This is a genomic window from Caulobacter sp. FWC2, from assembly GCF_002742625.1.
Lineage (GTDB): Bacteria > Pseudomonadota > Alphaproteobacteria > Caulobacterales > Caulobacteraceae > Caulobacter.
On the sequence record NZ_PEBF01000001.1, the window covers coordinates 1,471,242 to 1,496,876 of the forward strand.

20 protein-coding genes, 2 tRNA genes and 1 pseudogene are annotated in these 25,635 nt (G+C 67.8%); 13 read left to right on the plus strand and 10 right to left on the minus strand.

The genetic code is table 11. From position 1 onward, the window contains the following. Positions 1-54: 54 nt before the first annotated feature. Genes CSW62_RS07185 through CSW62_RS07195 form a run of 3 tightly spaced genes read right to left on the minus strand, consistent with a single transcriptional unit; the run spans position 55 to position 6,776 of the window. A complete protein-coding gene (locus tag CSW62_RS07185; protein ID WP_099576470.1) occupies positions 55-1,416 on the minus strand; it encodes a glycoside hydrolase family 28 protein in 1,362 nt (453 codons plus the stop codon). Between the two features lie 8 nt (positions 1,417-1,424). Then, on the minus strand, positions 1,425-4,520 hold the full coding sequence (locus tag CSW62_RS07190; RefSeq protein ID WP_099576471.1) for an alpha-L-rhamnosidase: 3,096 nt from the start codon (positions 4,518-4,520) through the stop codon (positions 1,425-1,427). Between the two features lie 3 nt (positions 4,521-4,523). Next, the gene (locus CSW62_RS07195) at positions 4,524-6,776 is read right to left on the minus strand and encodes a glycoside hydrolase family 88 protein (RefSeq protein WP_233206627.1); all 2,253 of its coding nucleotides are present in this window, start codon (positions 6,774-6,776) and stop codon (positions 4,524-4,526) included. Positions 6,777-7,022: 246 nt separating this feature from the next. Here CSW62_RS07195 and CSW62_RS07200 point away from each other — a divergent pair, with 246 nt between their 5' ends. The 3 genes from CSW62_RS07200 (at position 7,023) to CSW62_RS07210 (ending at position 11,239) form a co-directional block, all read left to right on the plus strand. Beyond that, positions 7,023-9,977, plus strand: a complete 2,955-nt coding sequence (locus CSW62_RS07200) for a TonB-dependent receptor (RefSeq protein WP_099576472.1) — start codon at positions 7,023-7,025, stop codon at positions 9,975-9,977. 114 nt (positions 9,978-10,091) lie between these two features. Further along, the gene (locus CSW62_RS07205) at positions 10,092-10,796 is read left to right on the plus strand and encodes a LamG-like jellyroll fold domain-containing protein (protein WP_099576473.1); all 705 of its coding nucleotides are present in this window, start codon (positions 10,092-10,094) and stop codon (positions 10,794-10,796) included. A 161-nt stretch (positions 10,797-10,957) separates the two neighbouring features. After that, complete coding sequence (locus tag CSW62_RS07210; protein ID WP_099576474.1) at positions 10,958-11,239, plus strand: hypothetical protein; 282 nt, start codon at positions 10,958-10,960, stop codon at positions 11,237-11,239. Positions 11,240-11,379: 140 nt separating this feature from the next. Here the strand turns inward: CSW62_RS07210 and CSW62_RS07215 are convergent. Both CSW62_RS07215 and CSW62_RS07220 read right to left on the minus strand, forming a co-directional pair. After that, a tRNA-Val gene (locus CSW62_RS07215) sits at positions 11,380-11,454 on the minus strand. A 48-nt stretch (positions 11,455-11,502) separates the two neighbouring features. Then, positions 11,503-12,216: a phosphoglycolate phosphatase gene (locus CSW62_RS07220; protein ID WP_099576475.1), complete on the minus strand. Its 714-nt coding sequence runs from the start codon at positions 12,214-12,216 to the stop codon at positions 11,503-11,505. A gap of 68 nt (positions 12,217-12,284) precedes the next feature. On the opposite strand from CSW62_RS07220, the gene glmU reads away from it, so the two are divergent. The 7 genes from glmU to CSW62_RS07255 all read left to right on the plus strand — a co-directional run bounded on the left by glmU (position 12,285) and on the right by CSW62_RS07255 (position 21,432). After that, positions 12,285-13,676, plus strand: coding sequence for a bifunctional UDP-N-acetylglucosamine diphosphorylase/glucosamine-1-phosphate N-acetyltransferase GlmU (gene glmU / locus CSW62_RS07225; protein ID WP_099576476.1), 1,392 nt, complete (start codon positions 12,285-12,287; stop codon positions 13,674-13,676). Continuing rightward, on the plus strand, positions 13,673-14,356 hold the full coding sequence (gene rpiA, locus CSW62_RS07230; RefSeq protein WP_099576477.1) for a ribose-5-phosphate isomerase RpiA: 684 nt from the start codon (positions 13,673-13,675) through the stop codon (positions 14,354-14,356). The genes glmU and rpiA overlap by 4 nt, the downstream gene beginning before the upstream one ends. A gap of 42 nt (positions 14,357-14,398) precedes the next feature. Continuing rightward, on the plus strand, positions 14,399-15,799 hold the full coding sequence (gor, locus tag CSW62_RS07235) for a glutathione-disulfide reductase (RefSeq protein WP_099582198.1): 1,401 nt from the start codon (positions 14,399-14,401) through the stop codon (positions 15,797-15,799). Then, complete coding sequence (locus CSW62_RS07240) at positions 15,796-17,031, plus strand: O-antigen ligase family protein (RefSeq protein WP_099576478.1); 1,236 nt, start codon at positions 15,796-15,798, stop codon at positions 17,029-17,031. The genes gor and CSW62_RS07240 overlap by 4 nt, the downstream gene beginning before the upstream one ends. 111 nt (positions 17,032-17,142) lie before the next feature. Further along, positions 17,143-18,522, plus strand: coding sequence for a class II 3-deoxy-7-phosphoheptulonate synthase (locus CSW62_RS07245; protein WP_099576479.1), 1,380 nt, complete (start codon positions 17,143-17,145; stop codon positions 18,520-18,522). Positions 18,523-18,667: 145 nt separating this feature from the next. Continuing rightward, entirely contained in the window at positions 18,668-20,458 is a 1,791-nt protein-coding gene (locus CSW62_RS07250; RefSeq protein WP_099576480.1) for a long-chain-acyl-CoA synthetase, read from the plus strand. 113 nt (positions 20,459-20,571) lie between these two features. Further along, positions 20,572-21,432, plus strand: a complete 861-nt coding sequence (locus tag CSW62_RS07255; protein WP_369827433.1) for an alpha/beta hydrolase — start codon at positions 20,572-20,574, stop codon at positions 21,430-21,432. On the opposite strand, the gene CSW62_RS07260 is transcribed toward CSW62_RS07255, so the two are convergent. Beyond that, positions 21,429-22,331 carry a M23 family metallopeptidase gene (locus CSW62_RS07260; protein WP_099576482.1) on the minus strand — a complete coding sequence of 301 codons (903 nt, stop codon included), beginning with the start codon at positions 22,329-22,331 and terminating at the stop codon, positions 21,429-21,431. The genes CSW62_RS07255 and CSW62_RS07260 overlap by 4 nt on opposite strands. A 2-nt stretch (positions 22,332-22,333) precedes the next feature. Next, on the minus strand, positions 22,334-22,999 hold the full coding sequence (locus CSW62_RS07265; RefSeq protein WP_199170532.1) for a hypothetical protein: 666 nt from the start codon (positions 22,997-22,999) through the stop codon (positions 22,334-22,336). A 176-nt stretch (positions 23,000-23,175) separates the two neighbouring features. Here CSW62_RS07265 and panD point away from each other — a divergent pair, with 176 nt between their 5' ends. Further along, the gene (gene panD / locus CSW62_RS07270) at positions 23,176-23,532 is read left to right on the plus strand and encodes an aspartate 1-decarboxylase (protein WP_099576484.1); all 357 of its coding nucleotides are present in this window, start codon (positions 23,176-23,178) and stop codon (positions 23,530-23,532) included. After that, positions 23,532-23,993 (plus strand): hypothetical protein, encoded by a 462-nt coding sequence (locus CSW62_RS07275; RefSeq protein WP_099576485.1) that lies wholly within the window; start codon positions 23,532-23,534, stop codon positions 23,991-23,993. The genes panD and CSW62_RS07275 overlap by 1 nt, the downstream gene beginning before the upstream one ends. Before the next feature lie 61 nt (positions 23,994-24,054). On the opposite strand, the gene CSW62_RS07280 is transcribed toward CSW62_RS07275, so the two are convergent. Next, positions 24,055-24,816, minus strand: coding sequence for an SIMPL domain-containing protein (locus CSW62_RS07280; RefSeq protein ID WP_099576486.1), 762 nt, complete (start codon positions 24,814-24,816; stop codon positions 24,055-24,057). A 149-nt stretch (positions 24,817-24,965) separates the two neighbouring features. Between CSW62_RS07280 and CSW62_RS07285 the strand changes: the two genes are divergently transcribed. Next, positions 24,966-25,041, plus strand: a tRNA-Ile gene (locus CSW62_RS07285). A gap of 104 nt (positions 25,042-25,145) precedes the next feature. Here CSW62_RS07285 and CSW62_RS27410 read toward each other — a convergent pair. Further along, positions 25,146-25,421, minus strand: a pseudogene (locus CSW62_RS27410) (phosphatidylserine decarboxylase); the annotation flags it as partial. Further along, complete coding sequence (locus CSW62_RS27415; RefSeq protein ID WP_199170533.1) at positions 25,376-25,525, minus strand: phosphatidylserine decarboxylase; 150 nt, start codon at positions 25,523-25,525, stop codon at positions 25,376-25,378. The pseudogene CSW62_RS27410 and the gene CSW62_RS27415, both read right to left, overlap by 46 nt. Between the last annotated feature and the right edge of the window lie 110 nt (positions 25,526-25,635).

Genomic DNA, 25,635 nt, shown 5'->3' on the forward strand with positions numbered 1-25,635 from the left:
TGAAGCTCTGAGTCTCTTGCGGTCCCGGGTCTTCGCCCGGGATGACAAGAATAGCTACAGCCCGACCACGCCCGAGCTCTCCACCACCTCGGGCTTCTTGCCATCCAGGGTGTCGATCCGGCAGCGGGTGAAGCGCCAGTCCTTGGCGTCGGCGATCTTGCCAGCGGCCTGGACGTCGAGATCCAGATCCTCGAACGCGAAGCGCTCCAGCGGCGCCTCGGCGAAGGCGGCGACCTCGAAGGCGGTCTTGGCGCCGACCGACCTGATCTTGCTGACCCGCACGTCGCTCAGGCGGCACAGGCCCAGCGCGCGCGGCACGGGCTGGGTCATGACCCTCCAGTAGGGCGGCGCGTCGGTCATGCCCGCCGGGATCTCGGCGTAGCTGTAGGACGGGTTCCAGTTCAGGTTCACGCGAAACACCGTGGGCACGTCCTGCAACTGCATGTCGCTGATGTCGATGTTCGAGATCGCCCCGCCGCGCGTGTGGGCCGACTTGAACAGGATGCCGACGGGCGTGGGATGATGCACCTTCAGGCCCGAGACCTTGATGTCGTGGAAGCCGCCCGAGGTCTCGCTGCCGAAGGTGATGCCGGCCGAGGCGTCGCGGATCACGCAGTCGCGGATGATGATGTCGCGGGTGGGCCGCGCCACGCGCAGGCCGTCGGCGTCGCGGCCGGCCTTGATGCACAGGGCGTCGTCGTTGCAGGCCACGTCGACCCGCTCGACCAGCACGTCGTGCGAGGAGTCGATGTCGACCCCGTCGGTCGACGGCCCGCGCCCGCCCTCGTTGTTGCGGATCTCCAGGTCGGCGATGTGGATGTCGTGCGAGTAGCAGACATGCACCGTCCAGAAGCCGGCGCGGCGCAGGCGGAGCCCGGCCAGTTCGATCTCCTGGCTGTCGAAGATCTGGATCAGGCGCGGGCGCTTGCAGTCGTAGTCGGCGGCCCAACGCAGGCCCTTGGGATCATACTTCCGGCGCAGGGCCCAGTAGCTGTCCCAGAACACCTTGCCGTCGCCGTCGACCGTCCCGTCGCCGACGATGCGGACATTCTTCTGCCTGTAGACATTGATCAGCGCCGCCGGCCATGTCAGCTCGACGCCAGCCACGCGGGTCGGCAGCTCGGGATAGTCGGCCAGGTTCGTCGAGCCCAGCAGGGTGACGCCCTTGTCCAGCCGCAGCGTGACGCCGGACTTCAGGAAGATCGAGCCGGTGCGGTAGACGCCGGGCTTGAAGGCGATGGTCGCGCCGGTCTTGGCGGCTTCGTCAATGGCGGCCTGGATGGCCTTGGTGTTCAGCGTCTTGCCGTCGCCGACCGCGCCGTGGGCGTTGGCCAGGATCGCCTTGCCGGCGGCCAGGGCGAGGGTGGGCGCGGAGGCGGCCACGAGACCGAGCTGGAGGAGGGCGCGTCTCTGCATGGAAAGCCTCAGGCGCTGAAGGTGAAGGTATGTGAGCCCGAACCGATCTCGACGACGCGAGAGGGCAGCTCGACGCGAGCGGTGGTGTTGGGCGGGATGGTGACGTCCAGTCGGATCCCGCCGGTCGTGCGCTTCCAGGCGCTGGAGATCCGGCCGACCACGGACTCGTAGTCGCCGGCGGCGCCCGGCAGGCGCGGGTCGATCAGCGGTCGGATGGCGATCTTGCGGAAGCCTGGCTCAAGCGCGTCGATGCCGATGATCCGTCGCCAGATGAAGCCGCAGACGGCCCCGAAGGCGTAGTGGTTCAGCGAGCCGGTGACGACGCCGTCCTTCAGCCCGTCCCAGCGCTCGAACACCGTCGTCGCGCCCTGTCCGACCTGATAGCCCCACGAGGGCAGGTCGGTCTGTAGCAAGAGGCCATAGGCGAGGTCGGCGTGGCCATGGTCGGCCAGGGCGTCGAGAATGTAGGGCGTGCCGATGAAGCCGGTCGACAGCTTGGTTTCACGCCGGCGGATGTCTGCGGCGAGGCGGTTGGCCGAGGCTTGGCGCAGGGCCGGCGGGACCAGGGTAAAGCGCAGGGCCAGGATGTGGCTAGTCTGGCTGTCGTTGCCGACCCCGCCATCGGAGCGCACAAATTCGCGGGCGAAGGCCTGGCCGATCTTGCTGCGCAGGGCGGTCAGGCGACCGGCGTCCACCGCCCGGCCGGTCGCCTTGGCCATCTGGGCCATCAAGTCGGTCGAGTGAGCCCAATAGGCGGTCGAGACCAGTTCCTTGGGCGTGGTGATGTCAGAGCGGCTCTTGGCGTCGACCGACAGCCAGTCGCCGTAGTCCATGCCTCGCGCTTTGCGCCAGACGTGATCGGGATTGAGGTCGAGCAGCCGCCGGCTCCAGCGGTCCATGGCGTCCCAGTTCTCGCTGATGATGCTGGTGTCGCCGTAACGCCGCCAGACCGTCCAGGGCAGGATCACCGCCGCGTCGGCCCAGCCGGGGGTGTTCTGGCCTAGGGCCCAAAAGGGCGCGGTGTCGGGCATCTCGCCGGTCGGCGCCTGGCCGGCCCGCACGTCGCCCATGAACCGGCGGGTGAAGGCGTCGAGGTCCATGTTGAAGGCCGCCGCGTCCCAGAAGATCTGGGCGTCGCCGGTCCAGCCCATCCGCTCGTCGCGCTGCGGGCAGTCGGTGGGAATACCCAGGAAGTTGCCGCGCTGGCTCCACAGGGTGTTGTTCACGATGGCCTGAACCATCGGGTTGTCCAGCCGCGCCGCGCCGGTCAGGGCCGCGTCGCTATGCGCGACGACGCCCTCGATATCGGTCAGCGGGCCGGTCACCTCGACATAGCGGAAGCCATGGAAGGTGAAGCGCGGCTCCCAGATTTCGCCGGCTGGATCGCCACGCAGGACATAGGTGTCGGTCTGCAACGCCCGGCGGTTAGAGGTCGTGTTCAGGGTCCCGTCCAGCTTCAGCGCCTCGGCGTGACGGAGCGTGACTTGTTCCCCCGCCGCGCCTCTTACGCGGATGCGGCACCAACCCGAGAAATTCTGCCCGAAGTCGACGATGCGAATGCCGGCTCTTGGTGTGGTGGTCTGTGTCGGCTTCAGGATCTGGATGGCGCGTATGCCGGGGCCGGGCTGGGCGGGGACATGCACCGGCGGCGCATCGCCTTTGCGCGCCGGGGTCCAGACACGATCGTCGAAGCCCGGCCCGTCCCAGCCGGTCTCGTCCAGGCGCGCATCATGGGTTTCGCCGTCATAGATCTCGGCCTTCAGCACGGCCGAGGGCGCCAGCTTCCAGCCGTCGCCTTCGGTGGCGATGCGTGTAATCGCGCCGTCGGGATGGCTTACCTCCAGCAAGCCCGAGAACCGGCGCGGCGGCGGGCCGAAGGCGTAGCGCAGATCAAGGAACCCGAACGGGCTGCCGAACCAGCCGTCGGCGACGAGCGCGCCCAGCACGTTGTCGCCGGCTTTCACCATGTCGGTGACGTCGTAGGCCTGGCTGAGGGCGCGACTGCGGAAGTCGGTCGACTCCGGCGTCAGAAGGCGATCGCCGACCTTCTGGCCATTCAGACGCGCCTCATAGGCGCCAAGGGCCGTCGCGTAGAGCCGGGCGCTGGCGACGGGCTTGTCCAGCCGGAAGGCGCGGCGCAGGCGCACGGCCGGGCCGGTGACCCACGGGTGGCAAGGCGGGATGGTTCTCGCGGCGACGGCCGCCGGCCAGGCCGCGTCATCGAAATTCGCTTCGCGCCACCCGTCGGGCGCATCGAGCGCCGTGCGCCAGCCGTCCGTGGCGTGGATTCGGACGACCGAGCCGTCGGCCCTGGTGATGATCAGTCGCGCGGCCAGGGCGCCGCCCAGCACGGGACGCGGCTCGTCCAGGCGCAGGCCGGCCTCGACCGCCAGCACGTGCGGCCCGGGCGCGAGGCGGGGCAGGGTGAAGCTGGGGCCCTGGCCCCAGGCGGTGCGGTCGCCCGGCTTGATCAGGTTCGCGCCGTCGACCCACAGGCCGTTCAAGCTGTCCTTGGCGCAGACGCTGACGACGGCCGAGACCGCGTCCGCCGGCATGTCGAAGCGCCAGCGGAATTTGCGGGGCTTTGTGTCGTCGGTCGCGCCCCAGATCCATTGCATCCCCTCCAGACGCTCTTGGCGCATGGCCGGGGTCTCGGCCTCCAGCCAGCCGGCGGACCAGGGCTCCAGCAGGCCCATCTCGAACCACGCGGGCGTCGAAGCGCGGATCGACTTGCCCGCGCCGTCCCACGCCTCGACCCGCCACCAGAGGCGCTGACGCGAGGCCAGGGCCGGGCCGGCATAGGCGATATCGAAGGTGGCGTCGGACGACACCTTGCCGCTGTCCCACAGGAACGGACCGCCCGTCAGCGACGGGCGGCTGACGGCGACGCGGATCCGATAGGCGCTCTGCTTCACACCCTTCGCGCCGAACGCCTCGATCGTCCACGAGAAGCGCGGCGTCGGGTTGTCCAGTCCCAGGGGGCTATGGATCTGGTCGACGCGCGGCGTGGCGACGCGGGCCGTCCCCCGAGCGGCGGCCTTGGCCGCGCCGGCGGTCAGGCTGGCGCCGGCGCCCGCGACGGCCAGAAACTGGCGGCGGTCCATCGCCTAGTGACCCGGGTTGAAATCGGGCTTCTGCGCGAAGACATAGGTCTCCCAATCGGCGCGCGAATGGAAGTCGAGGCCTTTGTCCCAGGCCGCGCCCATATAGTAGACGAACGGCTTGCCCGGCTCGACCTTGACCAGGATCAGCCAGTCACTCTCGGTCTCGGTGACGCCGACGATCTGCCTGGGATCGACCAACAGCGCCACGCCCATCGCGCCCTTGTCGGTCTCGGTGACATCCCAGAACGAGAACACGCCCTTGGCCTTGTCGGCGCGCAGGTCGCCGGCCTGCTTGGCGGTCGGCTTCTTGGTGATGCCCAGGGCGACGGTGATCGGTCCCTTGGCGTTCGAGCCGAAGGTCGAGACCATGCGCGTGAAGTTCGTGCCCATCGGCAGGGTGAAGGTCCGGCTTTCCCAGACCTCGCGCTTTTCGCCCACTTTCCACGGTGCGTAGCTGACCTTGAACGAGGCCGCGTCGGGGCCATCCTTCAGGATTTTGTAGTCCTTCCAGTTGCGCGACACCCACAGCTTGCCGCCGTCCCAGACGCCCAGGCCGCCCGCGCCGCGGAAGGTCCCGACGTTGTAATAGTCGATGCCCTCGCCGTGATAGGCGTGCTGGTCGCCGGTGCGCAGCTGCCGGGTCATGAACGGGTAGCGGACGCTCTTGCCCCAGGCGTCGATGCCCGAGGTCGAGGGCGGTTCGAACTGCTCCAGCGCCGGGCCGTAGATGCGGTGGGCCGTGCGGTCGTTCTCCCACAGGATGTCGTCATACCGCTCGGGCGCGTAGCGGACGCTGGCGCGGGGCTTGTCCTGGCCGGTCGGCGGTGGGGCCATGCGGTAGATCATCTTCGGCGGCGTTGGCTGGCCCGGCGCGGCGGGCGGAACCTGGGCGGGCGCCAGGCCCGGACCCTCGATGGCCGGATCGTAGGCGAGGGCGGCGACGGCCTTCATCTCGGTGGCGTGGCGGGCTTCCTCCTCGGGACCGCGCACGGTGCGCGGCACGGGCGGGACGGGCGTCGAGGCGGCCACGAAGTCGGCGGCGTCCCGCGACGGCTCGGCCAGGGGCAGGGCGGTGGTCGGCTTGCCGAGGTTCATCACCTCCAACCCGGCCAGCAGGAAGGCGCCCGTCCCGTAGGGGCCGATGTCGTCGGCGGCTGTCGGCACCGGCTGATCGCCGGTCTTCTGCACCGAGCCGATCATGCCGCTGGGCAGCACCTGCTTTTGCAAACCGTGCCAGCCCTTGACGACCACCGGCTGATAGGTCGCGCGGTCCAGGATCCCGTGGTTGATCCCCCAGGCCAGGGCGTAGACGAAGAACGACGAACCCGAGGTCTCGGCCTCCGGGAACGTCTCCGGCTGCATCAGGCTAGACGCCCACAAGCCGTCGGCGCGCTGCAGGCCCGCGACCCGCTTGGCCATGGCCTGGAAGACGGCGACGTAGCGGGGCCGCGAGATGTAGTCCGCCGGCATCGACTCCAGCACACGGGCGGTCCCGGCCATCACCCAGCCGTTGCCGCGCGACCAGAAGAGCTTGCGGCCCTGCGCGTCGCGGCGCTCGATGAAGCGCTCGTCGCGGAAATAGAGGCTGTCGTCGGGGCTGTAGAGGCGCGCGAAGGTGCGCCACCACTGCTTGTCCATGGCGTCGAGATATTTCTTGTCGCCGGTCTGGGCGCTCATCCGCGCCAGCACCGGCGGGGCCATGAACAGGGCGTCGCTCCACCACCAGACCAGATGCTCGGGGATCGGTTGGCGGGCCAGGTGTGGCAGGGCCCAGTCCAGGCGCTGGCGCAGGGGCATGATCACGCCCTCCTGACCGCGACGGGCGTAGAGCTCCTCGTAGAGATCGCCGATCGCCATCTCGTCGGCGTTCAGCATGGCCTTGCCGTTCTTCGCGCCGCGCAGGGCGTAGTTGTAGTGCTCGGCCGCGTCGGTCAGGAACTTCAGGGTCTCGGCGTCGCCGGTGGCCCGCGCCAGGCGCGCCGCGCCGACATAGTAGGTCGCCGACACCCAGTTGGAGGACATCTCACGCACCGCGCCCCCGGTGGTGACCGGGATCGGCTCGGCCCGCATGGCGTCGATCTGGGCCTTGTTGGCGCGGTTGAGCACCGCCAGCACGTCCGCCGGAGCGGGGAGCACGGCCACCGCCGCCGGGCGCTTCGGCGCGGCCATCACCGGCGCTCCGACGGCGCACAGGGCCGTGGCGCACAGCAAGGCGGCGAGGCCGGCCTGACGGATGGGCTTTGAACGCGGGGTCACGGGCACTGGCGATTTCCTCGACGCGCCGACGCTCATGGGGTCAGCGATATTCATTATTTGGAATAGAATGTCAGATTTTGAAAAGTTGTCCACCAGCCGCGCCACTGGGTTTTGGCGGTGTCACAGCATAGGCGCACCCGCCCATTATTCCGCCTGTGGGCTTGCAAAAAATGGAAACCGATCGCAGCATGTGAAGACAATGATACCGGTGTCATCAAGAACACCAACCTGGGAGGGTACGAGATAATGGCTTCATCCAAGAGTTTTGCCCTGCGTGATCGCCTGCTGACGGGCGCCGCGGGCCTAGTTTTCGCCCTGGCGGCCGGCGCGGCGCAAGCGCAACAGGCCACACCGGCCCCGGCGGGCGATGACACCGTCGAGGCGGTGGTCGTCACGGGTTTCCGCAACAGTCTCCAGCAGGCCCTGAACGTCAAGCGCTCCTCGGCGGCGGCGATCGACGCCATCTACGCCGAGGACATGGCCAAGTTCCCGGACCTGAACCTGTCCGAATCCATCCAGCGCATCCCGGGTGTCGCGATCTCGCGTGACGCCGGCGAAGGCCGCCAGATCTCGGTCCGCGGCCTGGGCGCCCAGTTCACTCGCGTGCGCATCAACGGGATGGAAGCGCTCACCACCTCGGGCGGCACCGACGCCTCGGGCGGCACCAATCGCAGCCGCTCGTTCGACTTCAACGTCTTCGCTTCGGACCTCTTCAACCGCATCACGGTGCAGAAGACCGCCTCGGCCGAGACGGAGGAGGGCTCGCTGGGCGCGACCGTCGACCTGAACACCGCCCACCCGTTCGACAAGCGCGGCTTCAACTTCGCGGTGTCGGGCAAGTACGGCTACAACGATCAGGCCAAGAAGGCCTCGCCGCGCATGGCGGCCCTGATCTCGAACACCTGGCGCGACGACACCATCGGGGCTCTGTTCTCGATCGCCTATTCCAAGCGCGACCTGCTGGACGAAGGTACGAGCACGGTGCGCTGGCAGACGGGCACGGCGACGGCGCCGGGCTTCCGCAGCGTGAAGGGCGTGACCTGCGCCACCAACGCCGCCGCCTGCGCCGAGGCCAATGGCGCGGTCCACCCGCGTATCCCGCGCTTCGACTGGTACAAGAACAAGCAGGACCGCCTGGGCATGACCGGGTCGCTGCAATGGGCGCCGGACGACAAGACCACGGTCTCATTCGACGTGCTGTACGCCGACTTCAAGGGCGAGCGTAACGAGGACTTCCTCGAGACCTTCACGCCCCAGACCGCCGGCGCCTGTACGGCGACCTCGGCGCCCTCTTGCGGCATCAACCAGGTCGACGTGGTCGACTACACGGTGGCCAGCCCCCGTTCTGGCCTCTCGGTCATGACCAAGGGGACTTGGAACAATGTCGACCTGAAGACCGAGCAGCGCCACGACGAACTGGAGACCGAGTTCCGCCAGTTCACCCTGGCCGGCGAGCGCCAGTTCACCGACAAGTTCAAGGCCAAGGGCGTGCTCGGCTTCTCGAAGTCGACCTTCTCCAACCCGGTTCAGAACACGGTCCAGTGGGACCAGTACAACGTCCAGGGCTACAGCTTCGACTACAGCGCCGGCGACGCCTATCCGGTGATCAAGTACGGCACTGGCGACACCGTGAACGCCGACGCCTGGACCCTAGCCGAGATCCGCATGGTTCAGGGCTATGTCGACAACAGCTACAAGACCGGCCAGTTCGACCTGGCCTATGACTTCAGCGACGCCTTCAAGCTGAAGGGCGGCCTGTCCTATAAGGCCTATGGCGTCGAGAGCACGGCCTTCGCCCGGTCGAACGGTACGACGGCGAACATCAACCCGGTCAATTCAACCGACCTGAAGAACGTGCCGCGGTCCAGCTATGCCGAGACGATCGACTTCTCCAGCCTGAAGATCCCGGGCGGCAACGTGACCTCGTGGATCACGCCGGACCTGAACAAGGCCATCGCGGCCCTGCACATGGACGACGCCAGCTACGGCAAGACCGTCACCACCACGCCGGGCACCGTCTGGGTCAGCCCGTTCGGCAATACGTGCTTCACCCAGGGCTGCGGCATCTACAACCTGGGTCGCGAGCCCAGCCTGGGCAGCAACTACTCGATCGATGAGTGGGACACGACCGGCTACGTCCAGGGCGACTTCAAGTTCGAGGTCGGCGGCGTGCCGGTGCGCGGCGACGTGGGCGTCCGCTACGTGAAGACCCGCCAGAAGGCGCTCGGCTATGGCGTGGTGCCCTCTACCGTCAACGGCGTGAACTACCAGACGATCTCGGCCACGACCGCCACGCGCGCCTATACCGACGTGCTGCCGGCCATGAACGTGGTCGTCGAGCCGCGCGAAGACCTGCTGCTGCGCTTCGGCGCCGCCAAGGTCATGTCGCGTCCAAACCTCGGTTCGCTGACGCCGGGCGTGAACATCGGCACCGGTTCGACCAAGTCGGTGACCTCGGGCAACCCGTTCCTGGATCCGTACCGCGCCAAGACCGCCGACGCCGCCGTCGAGTGGTACTTCCAGCCGGGCGGCCTGCTGTCCTTCGCCTACTTCTATAAGGACATCTCGACGTTCGTGCAGAGCTACACATCGGCGCTGTCGACCTTCGACCAGAACCCGTTCGGCCTGCCGGACAGCGCGGCGGTCGCGGCCTGCGGCACCACGCCGGGCTGCTCGCCCAGCCTGCCGGTCTGGCAGTTCAGCACCTCGGTCAACACGCCCGGCGGTCCGCTGAAGGGCTTCGAGATCAACTACCAGCAGCCCTTCACCTTCCTGCCGGCGCCCTTCGACAAGTTCGGCTTCCTGGGTAACTACACCCACGTGACGTCGAACGTGACGTACCTGTCCTCGACCGGCGCGGTGGCGGCCATCGGCCCGCTGACCAACCTGTCCAAGGACAGCTACAACGCCACGCTCTACTTCGAGAACAAGAAGATCAGCAGCCGCGTCTCGGCCGCTTATCGTTCCAAGTACCTGACCCAGATCCCGGGCCGTAACGGTTCGGACGTCGAAGGCACCAAGGCGACGCTGAATTTCGACGCCTCGCTGACCTACACCTTGAACAAGAACTTCGCTTTCACGCTCGAGGGGGTCAATCTGACCAACGAGAAGCAGGACCAGTATTACGACAGCAGCCAGCTGGTGTCGTTCTACCACGAGACCGGCCGCGAGTTCTTCGCCGGCTTCCGCTACACCTTCTAAGTGCTCGTGCGCGGCGCGGTTCTTCGGAGCCGCGCCGTTTCGCTTTTGGAGGGGGCGGACCTATACGGTTCCGAAGTTGATATCGGGCTGGCGTCCGGTTTGAGGAGTAGAGTGATGGGCGGTTTGCGGCGACGCGAAGTCCTGGTCGGCGGCGGCGCCCTCGCGGGCGGTCTGTTGGCGAGCGGCGCGGAGGCGATGACCCGGCTCCCGGGGCCGACCCGCTGGGTCTTCGACCGTCTATCCAACATCGGCGGCGTCGGCACCACGGTCGAAGGCGAGCCGACGCTGGTCGACAGTCCCTATGGCAAGGCCGTTCAGTTTGACGGCGTCGACGATCGCCTGGTCATCGGAAAACATCCGCTGGCCGGCATGAGCCAGTTCACCTTCGAGGCCCTGTTCCGCCCCGACGGCGGGGTCTTCGCCCAGCGCTGGTTCCACCTCAACGAGGAAGACGTAACGCCCGGCGCGCCGCCCTCGGTGACGCGCATCCTGTTCGAGATCCGGGTTAAGGACGGCGCCTGGAGCCTGGACGCCTTCGCAACGGGGCAGGGCTACAAGCAGACCCTGCTGTTCCTGGACAAGACCTATCCGATCGGCCCCTGGTACTGGGTGGCCCAGAGCTATGACGGCAAGACCTATCGGTCGTTCGTCAACGGCGAGCTGCAGGGCGAGGCCGACATCGCCTACGCGCCGCAAGGTCAGGGCCGCAGCTCGGTCGGCGCCCGCATGAACAAGGTCGACTACTTCAAGGGCGCGATCCGCGAAGCCCGCTTCACGCCCCGGGCGCTGGCGCCAGCGGCGCTGCAGAAGACCCGCTGAGGGGCGCTTGATCGTCACACCGGCCTGAGTCCTGGTATCGCGTCGCGCTGTCCCGTGTGCCCGTCAGCGACTTGGCGCTGCACATGTCACTGCCAAACATATCCGTGGATTCCGGGAAGTAACCTCCGGCCGACCCGGCTCGACTCGCGTATCGCCAACCCATGAAGCGCGAAGACATCGACCATCTGCTCGACATCATGGCCAAGGAGGCGGCCGACAAGGGCGATGCCGCCTACCTGCCGGCCGCGATCACCTTCAATTCCGACACCTGGGTGAAGATGTCGAAGAAGGACCTGCCTACGACATGCGTCAGCACGGGCGTGGGCATCCGCTATCGCGGCGTCCAGGTGCTGATCAGCGCGGCCCGTGATGACAAGGTTCTGAACCGGGCGGAGGACGGCGGCGAGGGCAAGCCGCACTTCGACCTGGAGCCGCGCGGCTAGGCCTGCGCCGGTTCTGAAGGATCGGCCGGCGGCTCGACCCGCCGGACCGCACGCCACTAAGGCAAGGCGCCAGCAAACCCAGGCCGAATTTAAGGCGGGGCCTTCTTCGTTATCTGGCCGAATTTGTGGGAAGAGGAGAGTGGTGGATGCTGCAGGGATTGAACCTGCGACCCCCTCGGTGTGAACGAGGTGCTCTCCCGCTGAGCTAAGCATCCGCCTTGTCGGTTCGGGCCGCGAGGGACCGATCCGCGAGAGGAGGGGGCCTATAGCCCGGTGTTCGGCGCGGGGCAAGAGGCCAAAAGCGTCTTACAGGCCTCGGGGACGTCCAAAAAGCTGTGGATGACCAGATCGGCGCCCAGGGTCTCGACCGGATCCTCGGTGTAGCCGAAGGACACCAGCACGCTGGGAACGCCGGCGTTGCGGGCTCCAAGGGCGTCGTTGATGCTGTCGCCAATCATGACGGCGCGAGCCGGATCGCCGCCGACGGCGGCGATGGCCGCGGCCACGTGGCGGCCGTCGGGCTTGGCGGCGGGGGCCATGTCCGCGCCGATCACCGCGTCGAAGAACGACGTCAGCGCCACGGCGTCCAGCAGGGCGACCGACAGGTTGGTCAGTTTGTTGGTGCACACGACCAGCTTGGCGCCGGCGGCCTTCAGCTCGCTGAGCACCTCGACCACGCCGGGGAAGGGCGCGCTTTCGTCGGCGATGCGCTCCAGGTAGACGGTGATGAACCGCTGGACCAGCGACGGGGCGTGCTCGGCGTCCATGGGCGCGCCGGCGGCGGCGAAGCCGCGCTCCAGCAAGGCGCGCGCGCCGCGACCGACCATCAGCCGCACCTCGTCGAAGGGGAGGGGCGGCAGGGTTTCCTGGGCCAGGATGGTGTTCAGCGCGCCGACCAGGTCTGGCGCGGTGTCGACCAGGGTTCCGTCGAGGTCGAAGGCGATTGTCGCCCCGTTCAGGTCATGAAGCTCGCTCATGGGTCTGGCCTTTCCGCCAATTGGGCGGCTAATGCAACGCTGGAAGCGTCCCAGGGAGTCGCCAGTCCATGACTGATTCCGTTTCGAGCCTACCCCGTCCGCGCGCCGCCGTGATCCTGGCCGCCGGCCAGGGGACGCGGATGAAGTCGCCGACGCCCAAGGTGTTGCACAAGGTCGCCGGCCGCACCCTGCTGGACCTGGCCATCGACGCCGCCGAGGGCCTGAACTGCGAGCGGATCGTCGTCGTGGTCGGCGCGCACAGCCCGCAGGTCGGCGAGAGCGCCCGCAAGCGCCTCGGCCCGAACGCGACCGTGATCCAGGATCCGCCGCTGGGCACCGGCCACGCCGTGCTGGCGGCGCGCGACGCCCTGGCCGATTTCGACGGCGACGTGGTCGTCACCTATGCCGACTGCCCGTTGACCACCGCCGGAGTGATCGCGCCGCTGTTCGACCTGATGGCCGCCGGGACCGACGTCGCGGTGCTGGGCTTCGAAGCCGCCAACCCGACCGGCTACGGCCGCCTGATCATGGCCCCCGGCCACGTGCTGCTGCGCATCGTCGAGGAGAAGGACGCCGACCTCGCCACCAAGCAGGTCAAGCACTGCAATTCCGGCGTGCTGGCCGCTGACCGCGCTACGCTGTTCAGCCTGCTGGCCGACGTTCGCAACGACAACAGCAAGGGCGAATACTACCTGACCGACGTCGTCGGCCTGGCGCACGACCGCAAGCTCTCGACCCGCGCGGCCTTCGCGCCCGAGCCAGCGGTGCAGGGCGTCAATTCCCAGGCCGAGCTGGCCGCCGCCGAGGCGGTCTGGCAGCGGGGCCGCCGCAACGTCCTGCTGACCGAGGGCGTGACCATGTCCGCGCCCGAGACCGTGCACCTGTCGTGGGACACCAAGATCGCCGGCGGCGCCATCGTCGAACAGTTCGTGGTCTTCGGCCCGGGCGTCAGCGTCGAGACCGGCGCGGTGATCAAGGCCTTCAGTCACCTGGAGGGCGCGACCGTGGGCGAGGGGGCGCTGATCGGCCCCTATGCCCGCCTGCGTCCGGGCGCCGAGATCGGGCCCGAGGCCCATATCGGCAACTTCGTCGAGGTGAAGAAGGTCAAGGTCGGAGCGGGCGCCAAGGCCAACCACCTCAGCTATCTGGGCGACGGCTCGATCGGCGAGAAGGCCAACATCGGGGCCGGCACGATCTTCTGCAATTACGACGGCTTCGAGAAGTTCGAGACCCATGTCGGCAAGGGCGCCTTCATCGGTTCCAACAGCGCCCTGGTCGCGCCCGTGCGGGTAGGCGACGGGGCGATGACCGGCTCGGGCTCGGTGATCGTCAAGAACGTGCCGGCCGAGGCCCTGGCCCTGGGGCGGGCCGAGCAGGTGATCAAGGCCGGCTGGGCCGCGAAGTTCCGCGCCGCCAAGCAGGCGGCCAAGGACAAGAAGAGCAAGAAGGACAAGACATGAGCGCCGACGACCAGAAGCGCATCTCCGGCGAAGCCGCCGCCCAACTCGTCGAGAACGGCATGGTGGTGGGCCTGGGCACCGGCTCGACCGCCGCCTGGTTCGTCAAGGCGCTGGCGGCCCGTGGTCTTAGCGATATCCGTGGCGTGCCGACCTCGGACGCCACCGGCGCCTTGGCTCGCGAGCTGGGCATTCCGCTGGTGGCGTTGGACGACGTCAAGACCATCGACCTGACCGTGGACGGCGCCGACGAGGTCGGCCCCGGCCTGTCCCTGATCAAGGGCGGCGGCGCGGCCCTGCTGCGCGAGAAGCTGGTCTGGGAAGCCTCCAGCCGCTGCGTGGTCATCGCCGACGCCGCCAAGAAGGTCGACGCCCTGGGCAAGTTCCCGCTGCCGATAGAGGTGGTCCGCTTCGGCCACGTCCACACAAGCTGGCGCCTTGCCGACATTGCCGCCGAGTTCGACCTGCCGCCGCCGCGCCTGCGCATGGCCGACCGGGGCGTGGTGGTCACCGACGGGGGCAACCTGATATACGACATGGCCTCCGGCGTGATTGCCGAACCCACGGCTCTTGCCGCGGCGCTGAAGAGCGTCACCGGCGTGGTCGATCACGGCCTGTTCCTCGATCTGGCCGACGAGGCCCTGTTCGGCACGGACGAGGGTGTGGTGCGCCTGGTCCCCTGACGTCCTACATAAGCCCACCCGTTAAGCTTGCCGGAGGCCACCGTGGCTGACTACGACTTCGATCTCTTCGTCATCGGCGCCGGTTCCGGTGGCGTGCGAGCGGCCCGTTTGGCGGCCATGAGCGGCGCGAAGGTGGCCGTGGCCGAGGAATATCGGGTGGGCGGCACCTGCGTGATCCGCGGCTGCGTGCCCAAGAAGTTCATGGTCTATGCCAGCGAGGTCACCGGCCAGCTGAAGACCGCCAAGGGATATGGCTGGACGATCGAAGACGCCAAGTTCGACTGGAAGGGCTTCCTGCACGACAAGGACGTCGAGATCGCCCGCCTGTCGGGCATCTACGTCACCAACCTGCAGAAAGCCGGCGCACACCTGCTGCACGGCCGCGCCCAGATCGTCGACGCCCACACCGTCGAGGTGCTGCCCAAGGAAGGTAGTCAGGACGCCGGGACCTATACCGCCAGGAAGATCCTGGTCGCCACCGGCGGCCGCCCGGTGAAGCCCGACTTCCCGGGCGCGGAGTTCGGGATCACCTCGGATGAAGCCTTCCACATTCCGAAGCTGCCCAAGAGCATCCTGGTCGTCGGCGGCGGCTACATCGCCGTGGAGTTCGCGGGCATCTTCAATGGCCTGGGCGTCGAGACCACGCTGCTCTATCGCGGCGCCAACATCCTGCGCGGTTTCGACGACGACGTCCGCTCGCACCTGGCCGAGGAGCTGGAGAAGCGCGGCATCAAGGTGGTGCTGGGCTGCTCGCATACCAGTATCGAGAAGCAGCAGGACGGCACGCTGCTAAGCACCCTGACCAGCGACCTCACGTTCGAGACCGAGGCGGTGATGTTCGCTACCGGCCGCGAACCCTATGTCCACGGCCTGGGGCTGGAGAAGGCCGGCGTGAAGCTGAACGACAAGGGCGCGATCGCGGTCGACGCGCATTCCAAGACTAGCGCCGCTACCATCTGGGCCGTCGGCGACGTCACCGATCGCATCAACCTGACGCCGGTCGCCATTCGCGAAGGCGCGGCCTTCGCCCAGACCGAGTTCTACAACAACCCCACCAGCTTCGATCACGAACTGGTCGCCTCGGCGGTGTTCTCGCAGCCGCCGGTCGGCGCGGTCGGCATGACAGAGGCCGAGGCCCGCCACGCGTTCGGCACGGTCGACGTCTACCGCTCGGTGTTCCGGCCGATGAAGATCACCTTCTACGGCGGTCAGGAGCGTTGCCTGATGAAGCTGGTAGTCAAGTCCGATGACCAGAAGGTGGTCGGCGTCCACGTGGTGGGCCCGGACTCGCCCGAGATCATCCAGATGGCCGCCATCGCCGTGAAGATGGGCGTGACCAAGCCCCAGTGGGACTCGACCTGCGCGGTGCACCCGACCCTGGCCGAGGAACTGGTCACGATGCGCGAGAAGTACGTGCCGGTCGAAGTCGGCGGGGTTGGATGACGCTGGCGGTGGCCTCTGCCGAGAGTCCCGAGCGCCGCACGCGGTGGCTGGGGGCGCTCGCCGTCTTCCTGATGGTGATGACGCCACTGGTCGGCTACCTGGCGCCGCTAGGCTTCGCGCCGCTGCTGGCCGTGGTCGGCCTGCTGGCGACGCCCAGCCTGGCGCGCTCGCGTCCGCCGCTGCTGCCGCTGTTCGCCCTGATGCTGCTGGTGCTGTGGGCGCTGGTCAGCCTGAGTTGGAGCCCGGCCGCGCCGGCCTTGTCCGAGCTCAAGCGCGACAAGGACATCGGCGCCTTCACCGCCCTTAAGCTGGTTCTGGAGCTGGGGCTCTACGGGACCGCGGCCGCCACGCTCGGAACCCTGTCGCACCGCTCGGCGCGGCTGGCGGGGCGGGTGATGCTGTTCGGCATGATCGCCCTGGCGGCGCTGACCTTCCTCGACGCCGCGATGCAGGCCAGGATCTACCAGGCGATCCGGGCCGCGACCCACGACCCCATTCGGCCCGACCTGGCGGTGGTGAAGGTGTCGATGCCGATCTATCCGCTGGTGCTGCTGTTCTGGCCCTGCGTGCGGCTGCTGGACGCCTGGGGCTTCCGCGGTCGCAATGTGCTGATCGCGACCCTGGCGCTGATGATCCTGGCGGCCTCGCACTTCACCAGCGCCGACGCCTCGGGCGCCGCCCTGCTGCTGGGCGGTGTGGCCTGGCTGGGGGCGCGGATCATCGGCAAGCCGTTCGTGCGCGGCATGATCCCCGCCGTCTCGACCCTGTTCATCTTCGCGCCGATGGTGGTGCTGTGGGGCGTGCGCTCGGGCCTGTTCGCGTGGCTGCACGCCATAGCCCCGCCGTCGTGGGACGCGCGGCTGAACATCTGGGCGTTCGCCGCCAACAAGATCGTCGAGCACGCCCTGCGCGGCTGGGGCATCGACGCCAGCCGGGTCTTCGGCGCGGCCATCCCGCTGCACACGCACAACGCCGCCCTGCAGCTGTGGCTGGAGCTGGGCGCCCTGGGCGCGGCCCTGGCGGCGGCCTTCTTCGCCTGGGTGCTGTATCGGATCGTGGCGTGGACCGGCGAGAACCGCCGAGACGGCGCGATGGCGGCGGCGACACTGACGGCCTATGTGATGATCGGCGGGCTCAGCTTCGGCGTCTGGCAGGAGTGGTGGCTGGCCCTGGGCGTCATCGCGGCCGTCGGTTGTTCGATCGCGCAAAAATCGAGCGCCGCACGGCGTTAGCGCGACCACGACTTTCTCACCTTGGCGGATCTACGGTGTTCAGCCGCACGATTTTGCCTTTTAGTTCCTTTCGCGGTATCTACGCCGCCCTCTCAGTTATCGAGCTCCGTCATGACCGCCCGCTGGACACCCGCCGCCTGGAGAGCCAAGCCCGCCAAGCACATGCCCACGGATTATCCGGACAAGGCCGCGGTCGAGCGGGTCGAGCAGACCCTGCGCCAGATGCCGCCGCTGGTCTTCGCCGGAGAAGCGCGCCGCCTGAAGAGCCTGCTGGGCGATGTGGCCGAGGGTCGGGCGTTCCTGCTGCAGGGCGGCGATTGCGCCGAGAGCTTCAAGGAATTCCACGCGGACAACATCCGCGACACCTTCCGCCTGATCCTGCAGATGGCGGTGGTGCTGACCTTCGCTGGCGGCAAGCCGGTGGTGAAGGTGGGCCGTATCGCCGGCCAGTTCGCCAAGCCGCGCTCGGAGCCTATCGAGACGATCGGCGAGACGACCCTGCCGTCCTATCGTGGCGACATCATCAACGGCATGGACTTCACGTCCGAAGAGCGCGTGCCCGATCCGGACCGCCTGATGAAGGCCTACGGTCAGTCGGCCGCGACCCTGAACCTGCTGCGCGCCTTCGCCAACGGCGGCTACGCCGACCTGCACAACATCCACCGCTGGACCCTGGGCTTCGTCGGCGACAGCCCGCAGGGCGCTCGATATCGCGAGCTGTCCGACAAGATCACCGAGAGCCTGGCCTTTATGGCCGCCATCGGCGTCACCCCCCAGAGCCATCCGGGCATGCATCAGGTGGAGTTCTTCACTAGCCACGAGGCCCTGCTGCTGGGCTTCGAGGAAGCCATGACCCGCGTCGATAGCACCTCGGGCGACTGGTACGACACCAGCGCCCACCTGCTGTGGATCGGTGAGCGCACCCGTCAGCTGGACGGGGCGCACATCGAGTTCATGCGCGGCGTGAAAAATCCGATCGGCCTGAAATGCGGCCCGACCATGGAGGGCGACGATCTCCTGCGGCTGATCGACGTGCTGAACCCCAACAACGAGCCGGGCCGCCTGACCCTCTACGGGCGCTTCGGTTCGGACAAGATCGCCGACCGCCTGCCGCGCCTGATGAAGGCCACCAAGTCGGCCGGCCGCTCGGTGGTCTGGGCCACCGATCCGATGCACGGCAACACGCTGAAGGCCTCGACCGGCTACAAGACCCGTCCGTTCGACCGCATTCTCGCCGAAGTGAAGAGCTTCGTGGAGATCGCCCAAGCCGAAGGCGTCCATCCGGGCGGCGTGCACCTGGAGATGACCGGCCAGAACGTCACCGAATGCCTGGGCGGCGCCCGGGCGGTTTCGGAGACGGATCTAGCCGATCGCTACCACACGCACTGCGACCCGCGTCTGAACGGCGAGCAGGCGCTGGAGCTCGCCTTCCTGGTGGCCGAGAAGCTGAAATCCGATCGCGACGACCAGCGCCGGCAAGCGGCGGGTTAAGCCTGCGGCTGGCGATCGTCGCTGGTGCGGCGATCCTGAGTGATCGCTGTTCAGCTTGAGCGAACATTGAAAGGTTTGCGATGCGGCGCGACGCGTCTTGACCCGTCGCGCGGCGCTCTCCAATGGTTGCTTAAGGGAGAGATGAATGCGTTTGCGTCAGAAGATTAAGCGGGAAATCCGCTTCCTGAAGGGCCTGTCCCGGACGCTGAAGCGCGTGAAGTCCATCGCTCCCGACAGTCCCAACCTGATCTGTGACGATCTGGAAGCGGCCGTCGACAAGTGGCGTGATCGCCAGGCCATCACCTTCGAAGGCAAGTCGGTCACCTACGCCGAGCTGGACGCCATCGCCAATCGCTACGCCCACTGGGCCAAGGGGCAGGGCCTGACCAAGGGCCAGACCGTGGCGCTGTTCATGCCCAATCGTCTTGAGTACCTGGCGATCTGGTACGGCCTGACCAAGGTTGGCGTGGCGACCGCGCTGATCAACAACCAGCTGACGGGCGCGGCCCTGGCGCACTGCCTGAACATCTCCCAGGCTCTGCACTGCATCGTCGATCCCGAGACCTCGCCGTGCTTCGAGGACGTGAAGGGGCAGCTGGAGCGCCACGTGCAGCAGTGGGTGCTAGGCCCTGCGCATGGCGAGCAGCGCGACCTGGTCAAGGCGCTGAAGAGCTGCAGCCAGCTGCGTCCCGACCGTGAGACGGCCCGCGATGGCATCACCGCCAGGGACACCGCGCTCTACATCTTCACCAGCGGAACCACCGGCCTGCCCAAGGCCGCACGCATCAACCACATGCGCGCCCAGCTGTACATGCGAGGCTTCGCCGGCTCGACGGGCTCCAACCAGAACGACCGCATCTACGTGACCCTGCCGCTGTACCACGCCACCGGCGGCCTCTGCGCCATGGGCGCGGGCCTGCTGAACGGCGGCTCGATCATGCTGCGCAAGAAGTTCTCGGCCACCCACTTCTGGCCCGAGATCGTCGCCGAGAAGTGCACGATGTTCGTCTACATCGGCGAGCTGTGCCGCTATCTCGCCAACCAGCCCGAGCACGAGCTGGAGCGCGCCCACAAGATCCGCATGATCTTCGGCAACGGCCTGCGTCCGGACGTCTGGAACGACATGCTCGATCGCTTCAAGGTCGGCGATGTGCTCGAGTTCTACGGCGCGACCGAAGGCAATGTCTCGCTGTTCAACTTCGACGGTCGCCGCGGCGCGATCGGCCGGATCCCCGGCTATCTAAAAAAGAAATTCAACATCCGCATCGTCAAGTTCGACGTCGAGGCCGAGATGCCTGTGCGCGGCCCCAACGGTTGCTGCATCGAGGTCGCGCCCGGCGAGGTCGGCGAGTGCATCGGCCATATCGGCAGCGACGCCCGCTCTAACTACAGCGGCTATGCCGACAAGGCCGCCACCGAGAAGAAGGTGCTGCACGACGTCTTCCAGAAGGGCGACGCCTGGTTCCGCACCGGCGACCTGATGAAGGTCGATGGCGACGGCTACATCTACTTCATGGACCGGATCGGCGACACCTTCCGCTGGAAGGGCGAGAACGTCGCCACCAGCGAGGTCTCGGAACGCATCGCGGGCTTCGACGGCGTGCAGGAAGTCAATGTCTACGGCGTCAAGGTCGGCGACCTGGACGGCAAGGCCGGCATGGCCGCGCTGGTCGTGGAAGACGGCTTCGACATCGAGGCCTTCGGCAAGTATGTCGACGATCAGCTGCCCAGCTACGCCCGCCCGCTGTTCGTGCGCCTGCAGCAGCAGATCGAGACGACCGGCACCTTCAAGTACCGCAAGATCGACCTGGTCAATGACGGCTTCGACCCGGCCCACACCAAAGATCCGCTGTACTTCCGAGATCCTGCCAAGGGCTATGTGAAGATCACCAAGGCCCTGCACGCCAAGATCGAGAGCGGTGCTTTCAAGCTGTAGGGCAGGCGAAGACCGGCGCTGCGCGTTGGCCGCGGGCCGCGCGTGAGCGTCCGAAAGCTTCGCGCGTTCGTAGCTTTAGCGGTGAACAGCAGCGGAGGCGCGGCGTGGCGGGAATGCGGGTGACGAGACGTGTGGGACTGGCCGCCCTGACGGCCGCGATGACCTCGGCGTGCTCGCCGCTGTCGCTGTTCGCGACCTTTACGCCCAAGGATGCGGCCAGGGTCGAGGACAAGGGCGCGCGCTACTCGACCGGATCGCGCGGCGGCATCGACGTCTACGCTCCGCCAGTGGCTCAAGGCCCGGCGCCGGTGGCGATCTTCTTCTATGGCGGCTCGTGGGACAGTGGTCGCCGCCAGGACTACGGCTGGGCCGCGCGGGCCATCGCCGCCCAGGGCTTCCTGACCCTGGTCCCGGACTACCGGCTGTATCCGGAAGTGCGCTATCCCAGCTTCATCGACGACGGCGCCCAGGCCGTGCGCTGGGCCGTCGAGCATGCCGCGGCCCTGGGCGGCGATCCCGGTCGCATTGTCCTGATCGGCCATTCCGCTGGGGCCTATAACGCGGCCATGCTGGCCCTGGACATGCACTACCTCACGGCCGCGGGGGTGAAGCCGGGAGTCATCAAGGCCTTCGCCGGCTTGTCGGGTCCGTACGCCTTTTTGCCGCTGGATGGTCCGATCACGCGCCAGACCTTCGGCGAGGCGCCGGATCTCGAAGCGACGCAGCCCACCCGCTACGCCCGCGCCGATGCGCCGCCCGTCTTCCTGGCCACCGGCGACAAGGACACCACCGTTCGCCCGCGCAACACCCGCAAGCTGGCCGCCGCCCTGCGCGACAAGGGCGCCAGGGTCGAGGAGCGCCACTATGCGGACCTCGACCACGCCGGAACCGTGCTGGCCCTGTCGCGGCCCTTCCGCCGCAAGTCGACCCTGTTCGCCGACATGACCGCCTTCCTGAAGGCAGCCGTAAGCTAGCTCCCGCAGGCCTGTCCGTTCAGCTTGCGCTGGTAGGCTTCGGCCAGGCTCAGATAGGGCGGCACGAAGGTCAGCAGGGCGATTGGCTTGCCGTCGGTTGTCGCGCCCGTCACGCCCGCCCGCAGCTCGAAATGCAGGTGGATGGTCGTCGGCGTGCCACCGAAGTCATTCGACACCTTGCCCAGCTTCTGGCCCCTGACGACCTGATCGCCTTCCTTCACCGCCAGGGTCGACATCTGCATGTGCAGGTAGCGGTAGGTGTAGTGCGGCTGGGCCTTGGCCACGAGGGTGACACTGTAGGAGCCGATGTCGGTGATCGTGCCGGCCTCGGCGGCGACGGCGAAGTGTTCGTTCTTCTTGCAGGTGGCCGGGCGGATGTCCTGGCCCTGGTGGCCCGTGCCGGACCCGGCGCACAGCGGGTTCGTCCGCGAGCGGGCTTCGCAGAAGGTGTCATGCCAGGGCAGGCTGTAGTTCAGCGTGTCGCACTGGCTGGGCTTTCCAGCAGGACCCATGCCGCCGCCGGGACCGTAGACCTGCGAATTGGGGAAGCCCGCCTCGGCCAGCGGCCAGCACATGTTGGGCGACCAGACCGTGCGGTCCAGATAGCCCGGACCTTGGCCGGCCGGGATCGCGCCGGCCGGCGCGTGGTCGAAGGTGGCCTGTGTGGGAGCAGGCGGATCGGCCGGCTGCGGCGCGGGATTGGGGCTGGGTGGCACGGGCTCGCTGGAGGGCTGCTCGGCCCCGCCGTCGGCTGGCGTGTCATCGGGCTGGGGCGGGCCGGGCTCGGGCGACGGCGGCTTGGGCGTCTCGCCGGGCGCCGGAGGCTTGGTGGTGTCGTCGCAAGCGGCCAGCGGCGCCAGGGCCAGGGCGGCGATCAGTAGGAGCCGGGTGAGGCGCATGGTCAGCCTCCCAGCCCGGCGGCTTCGCGGGCGGCCTTGCCCATCACCACCGCCGTGGTCTTGCCGACCAGGCCCAGCACGTAGTTGTCGTCGGCGCAGCGCGGGTCGCTGGCGGCGTCGCAGCGGATCTCCACCGAGTAGAGCACGCCGTAGCGCACGAAGCTGGCCAGCTGGCCGTCGACCGTGCGCTGCACGGTCAGCATCTCCGGCCCGGTCTCGATCTTCAGCGGCTTGGACGCCGGCATCGGCACCGTGGCGGTCGTGCCGCTCAGCGAGACGCGGCCTCCGGTGGTGTTGCTGGTGATCGTGTAATAGTCGCCGAAGCTGTAGATGCGCGCCCCGGCGGTCAGCTTGGCGTCCTGGGGCAGCAGGATCGGCACGGCGGTCTGGTCGACCTGCTCGCGGTTCAGGTTGGTCGCCAGGCTCTCGCCGACATTGGCCGACTGGCGCAGGCCGCCGACGGCGCCTTGCCAGTCCACCCGGCCGCGCGGACGGGCCACCAGCGCCGCGATCCCGGGACGGATAGCCGCCGCACCGGGAGTCGGCGCGCCGGTCGCATCCCGCGTCTGCGCCTTTCCGGTTGTGATCCAGGCCGCGCCCGCGAGCACGCTCACGGCGACGGTCCCCGCCATCGCCCACCCTCTTGAATGACGCATGGTATCCCCCACAGAACCGCGTTCTTTCAAACCCTAGCGCGAAAAGCGCGTGGTGTTAACCATTGGTCTCGCGCCCAGGTGCGATTGAACGGTTGTGGGTTCGTGTCTATATGGCGTGACCTGTTTCGGGCCTTGTGTGTGGCGGCCCTGAAAGTTCAATTCAGTTCAAAGGGATAAAGTCCCCCGCCATGCTGCTCACCATGCTGAAGGCCAAGCTTCACCGCGCCACGGTGACCCAGGCCGACCTCGACTATGAAGGCTCGATCGCCATCGACCGCGACCTGCTGGACGCCTCGGGCATCCTGCCCAACGAGCAGGTCGACGTTCTGAACATCACCAACGGCGCCCGCTTCACCACCTACGCCATCGAGGCCCCGCGCGGCTCGAAGGTGATCGGCGTCAACGGCGCCGCCGCCCGCCTGGTGCAGAAGAACGACCTGGTGATCGTCGTCACCTACTGCCAGATGGCCGCGGAAGAGGCGCGCAACTACGCGCCGACCGTCGTGCTGCTGGACGAAGGCAACCTGATCAAGAAGGCCGCCTGATGCGTCGTATCGCGCTCGTTGTTCTGGCCGCCGCGGGCCTCTCGGCCTGTTCGCCGAAGCTGCCGACGGGTGTGGACGAGGCGGTCCTGACCCAGTCGGTCGGCAAGTCGATCGGCTCGCCCTCGACCTGCGTCGTCATCGCCGACGCTGGCGGTAAGCTGGTGTGGCGCGGCGGAGGCTATGTCACCTGCTCGCGCAACCTGCCGTCCTGCGACGGCGCGCAGACCACGGCCGAGACCCTGCTGAAGGCGAATGTGGGCAAGCCGGCCCGCTTCCTCAGCTGCGCCAGCGGCGGCCCCGCCGGCGCCACGGTGGGCTGGTCCATCGGCCCGGTGCCGACCGGCGAGGGCAAGCCGCCGCGCGACCTGACCTATGTCGCGGTCATGGAAGGCGACAAGGCGCTGCCAGGGCTGGAGATCAAGGAACGCGTCGAGCAGGCCTTCAAGAAGGCGGGCTTCTAAAAACATCAAAGCCGCCGCCGGGATCCCGGCGGCGGCCTTTTCTTAGGCGCGGGTCGGAGCCCTACTTGGCGGCTTCGTACGTCGCGCTGATATCGATGCGGACCTTCAGTTCGCCGGCCGCGATGCTGGTCGAGTCGGACATCTCGCGCTTGGCCATGGCGAACACCGGCATCGGCGCGGCCGGGGGCGAGTAGCCGCCGCCCTCGCTCAGATTGACCAGGCGCACGGCCTTGTAGCCGGTGGCGCGGCCATAGAGCTCGGCCTTGGCCTGCAGGGCCTTCACGGCCTCCAGGCGCGCGGCGTCCTCGGCGGCCTGCGGGTTGATGAGGCCGAAGCTGATGCCGTTGACGGTGTTGGCGCCGGCATTGACCGTGGCGTCCACCGTGGCGCCCAGTTTGGCCAGGTCACGGACGGTGATCGTCACCTGGTTCGACGCCTGGTAGCCGGTCAGCTTCGGCGGCTGGTTCTGCTCATAGGCGTATTGGGCGTTGAGGTTCAGGTTCGAGGTCTGGACGTCGCGCTCGGCGATCCCGGCCTTCTTCAGGGCGGCCATCACCTGGTTCATGCGCGCGCCGTTGGCCTTGAGGGCCTCGCCGGCGGTCAGGGCTTCGGTCTGCACGCCCAGGGTGATGGTGGCCATGTCCGGCGCCACGCGGGTCTCGCCATAGGCCGACAGGCTGAAGGTCGTGGCCTTGAACGCCGAGTCGGCGCCGGTCTGGGCCAGCGCCGGAGCGGCGGCGCCCATCAGCAGCACGCCACCGATCAGGGCAGCCAGGACTGGGGATTGGGCGATCGAAGTCAGGCGGCGAGCGGTGTTGGTCATCGTTCTTTTCTCCAGGGCCGTCGGGACAGGGAAGCGTCGCCGGACAGCTATGCGTTCTCTGATGACAGCTTCAACCTGAACCGGAGCTTTAAGCCGCGTTCGGCTCATGCTAATCCGCCGCTCTCGCGTACGTTCACCCGTATCCGCGCGGGCCTGTAGCTCAATGGTTAGAGCCGACCGCTCATAACGGTCTGGTTGGGGGTTCGAGTCCCTCCGGGCCTACCAAAACCTTCAATCGGTCCTTCTGACACCACCGGATACGCGTCCGCGATCTTCACGGCCGTCTTGTAGTGAACCCCCGGCTGGGCGACGAAGCTGACGTTGGACTTGGCTTCGAACAGCACGATGATGTCCGAACCGCCGAACTGGAAGTAGGCCAGTTCTTCGCCCTTGCGGACGGTGACGCCGACCTCGGCGGTGACGATCTCCGACGAGACCTGGCACACGCCGATCGGCAGCACCGCGACCAGGCCGATCGGGGTGTCCAGCACGATCAGGCCGCGGGCTTGGGCGAACTGGTAGCCGGCCGCGTCGGGGGCGTCGCGGGCGCGCAGGGGCTTCAGCGTGTGGACGCCGTTCTCGTCGCCGGCCACCGGCTCGGCCACGACCTCCAGTTAGACTTGGCCCAGGATGACGCGCGACTCAGCACCGCGCCGCCGGCGGGCGCGTGCTGACGGTGATAGTCGTTGGGACCCAGGAAGGCGTGCATGAACAGGTCTTGAAGCTCTGTCGCGGCGCGCCGATTTGCTGCCCATGCAAATACGCGGAAGAGGCGACAATTTGCCTTCAGTGCAAAAATTAACCTGCGTCAAACGCGGA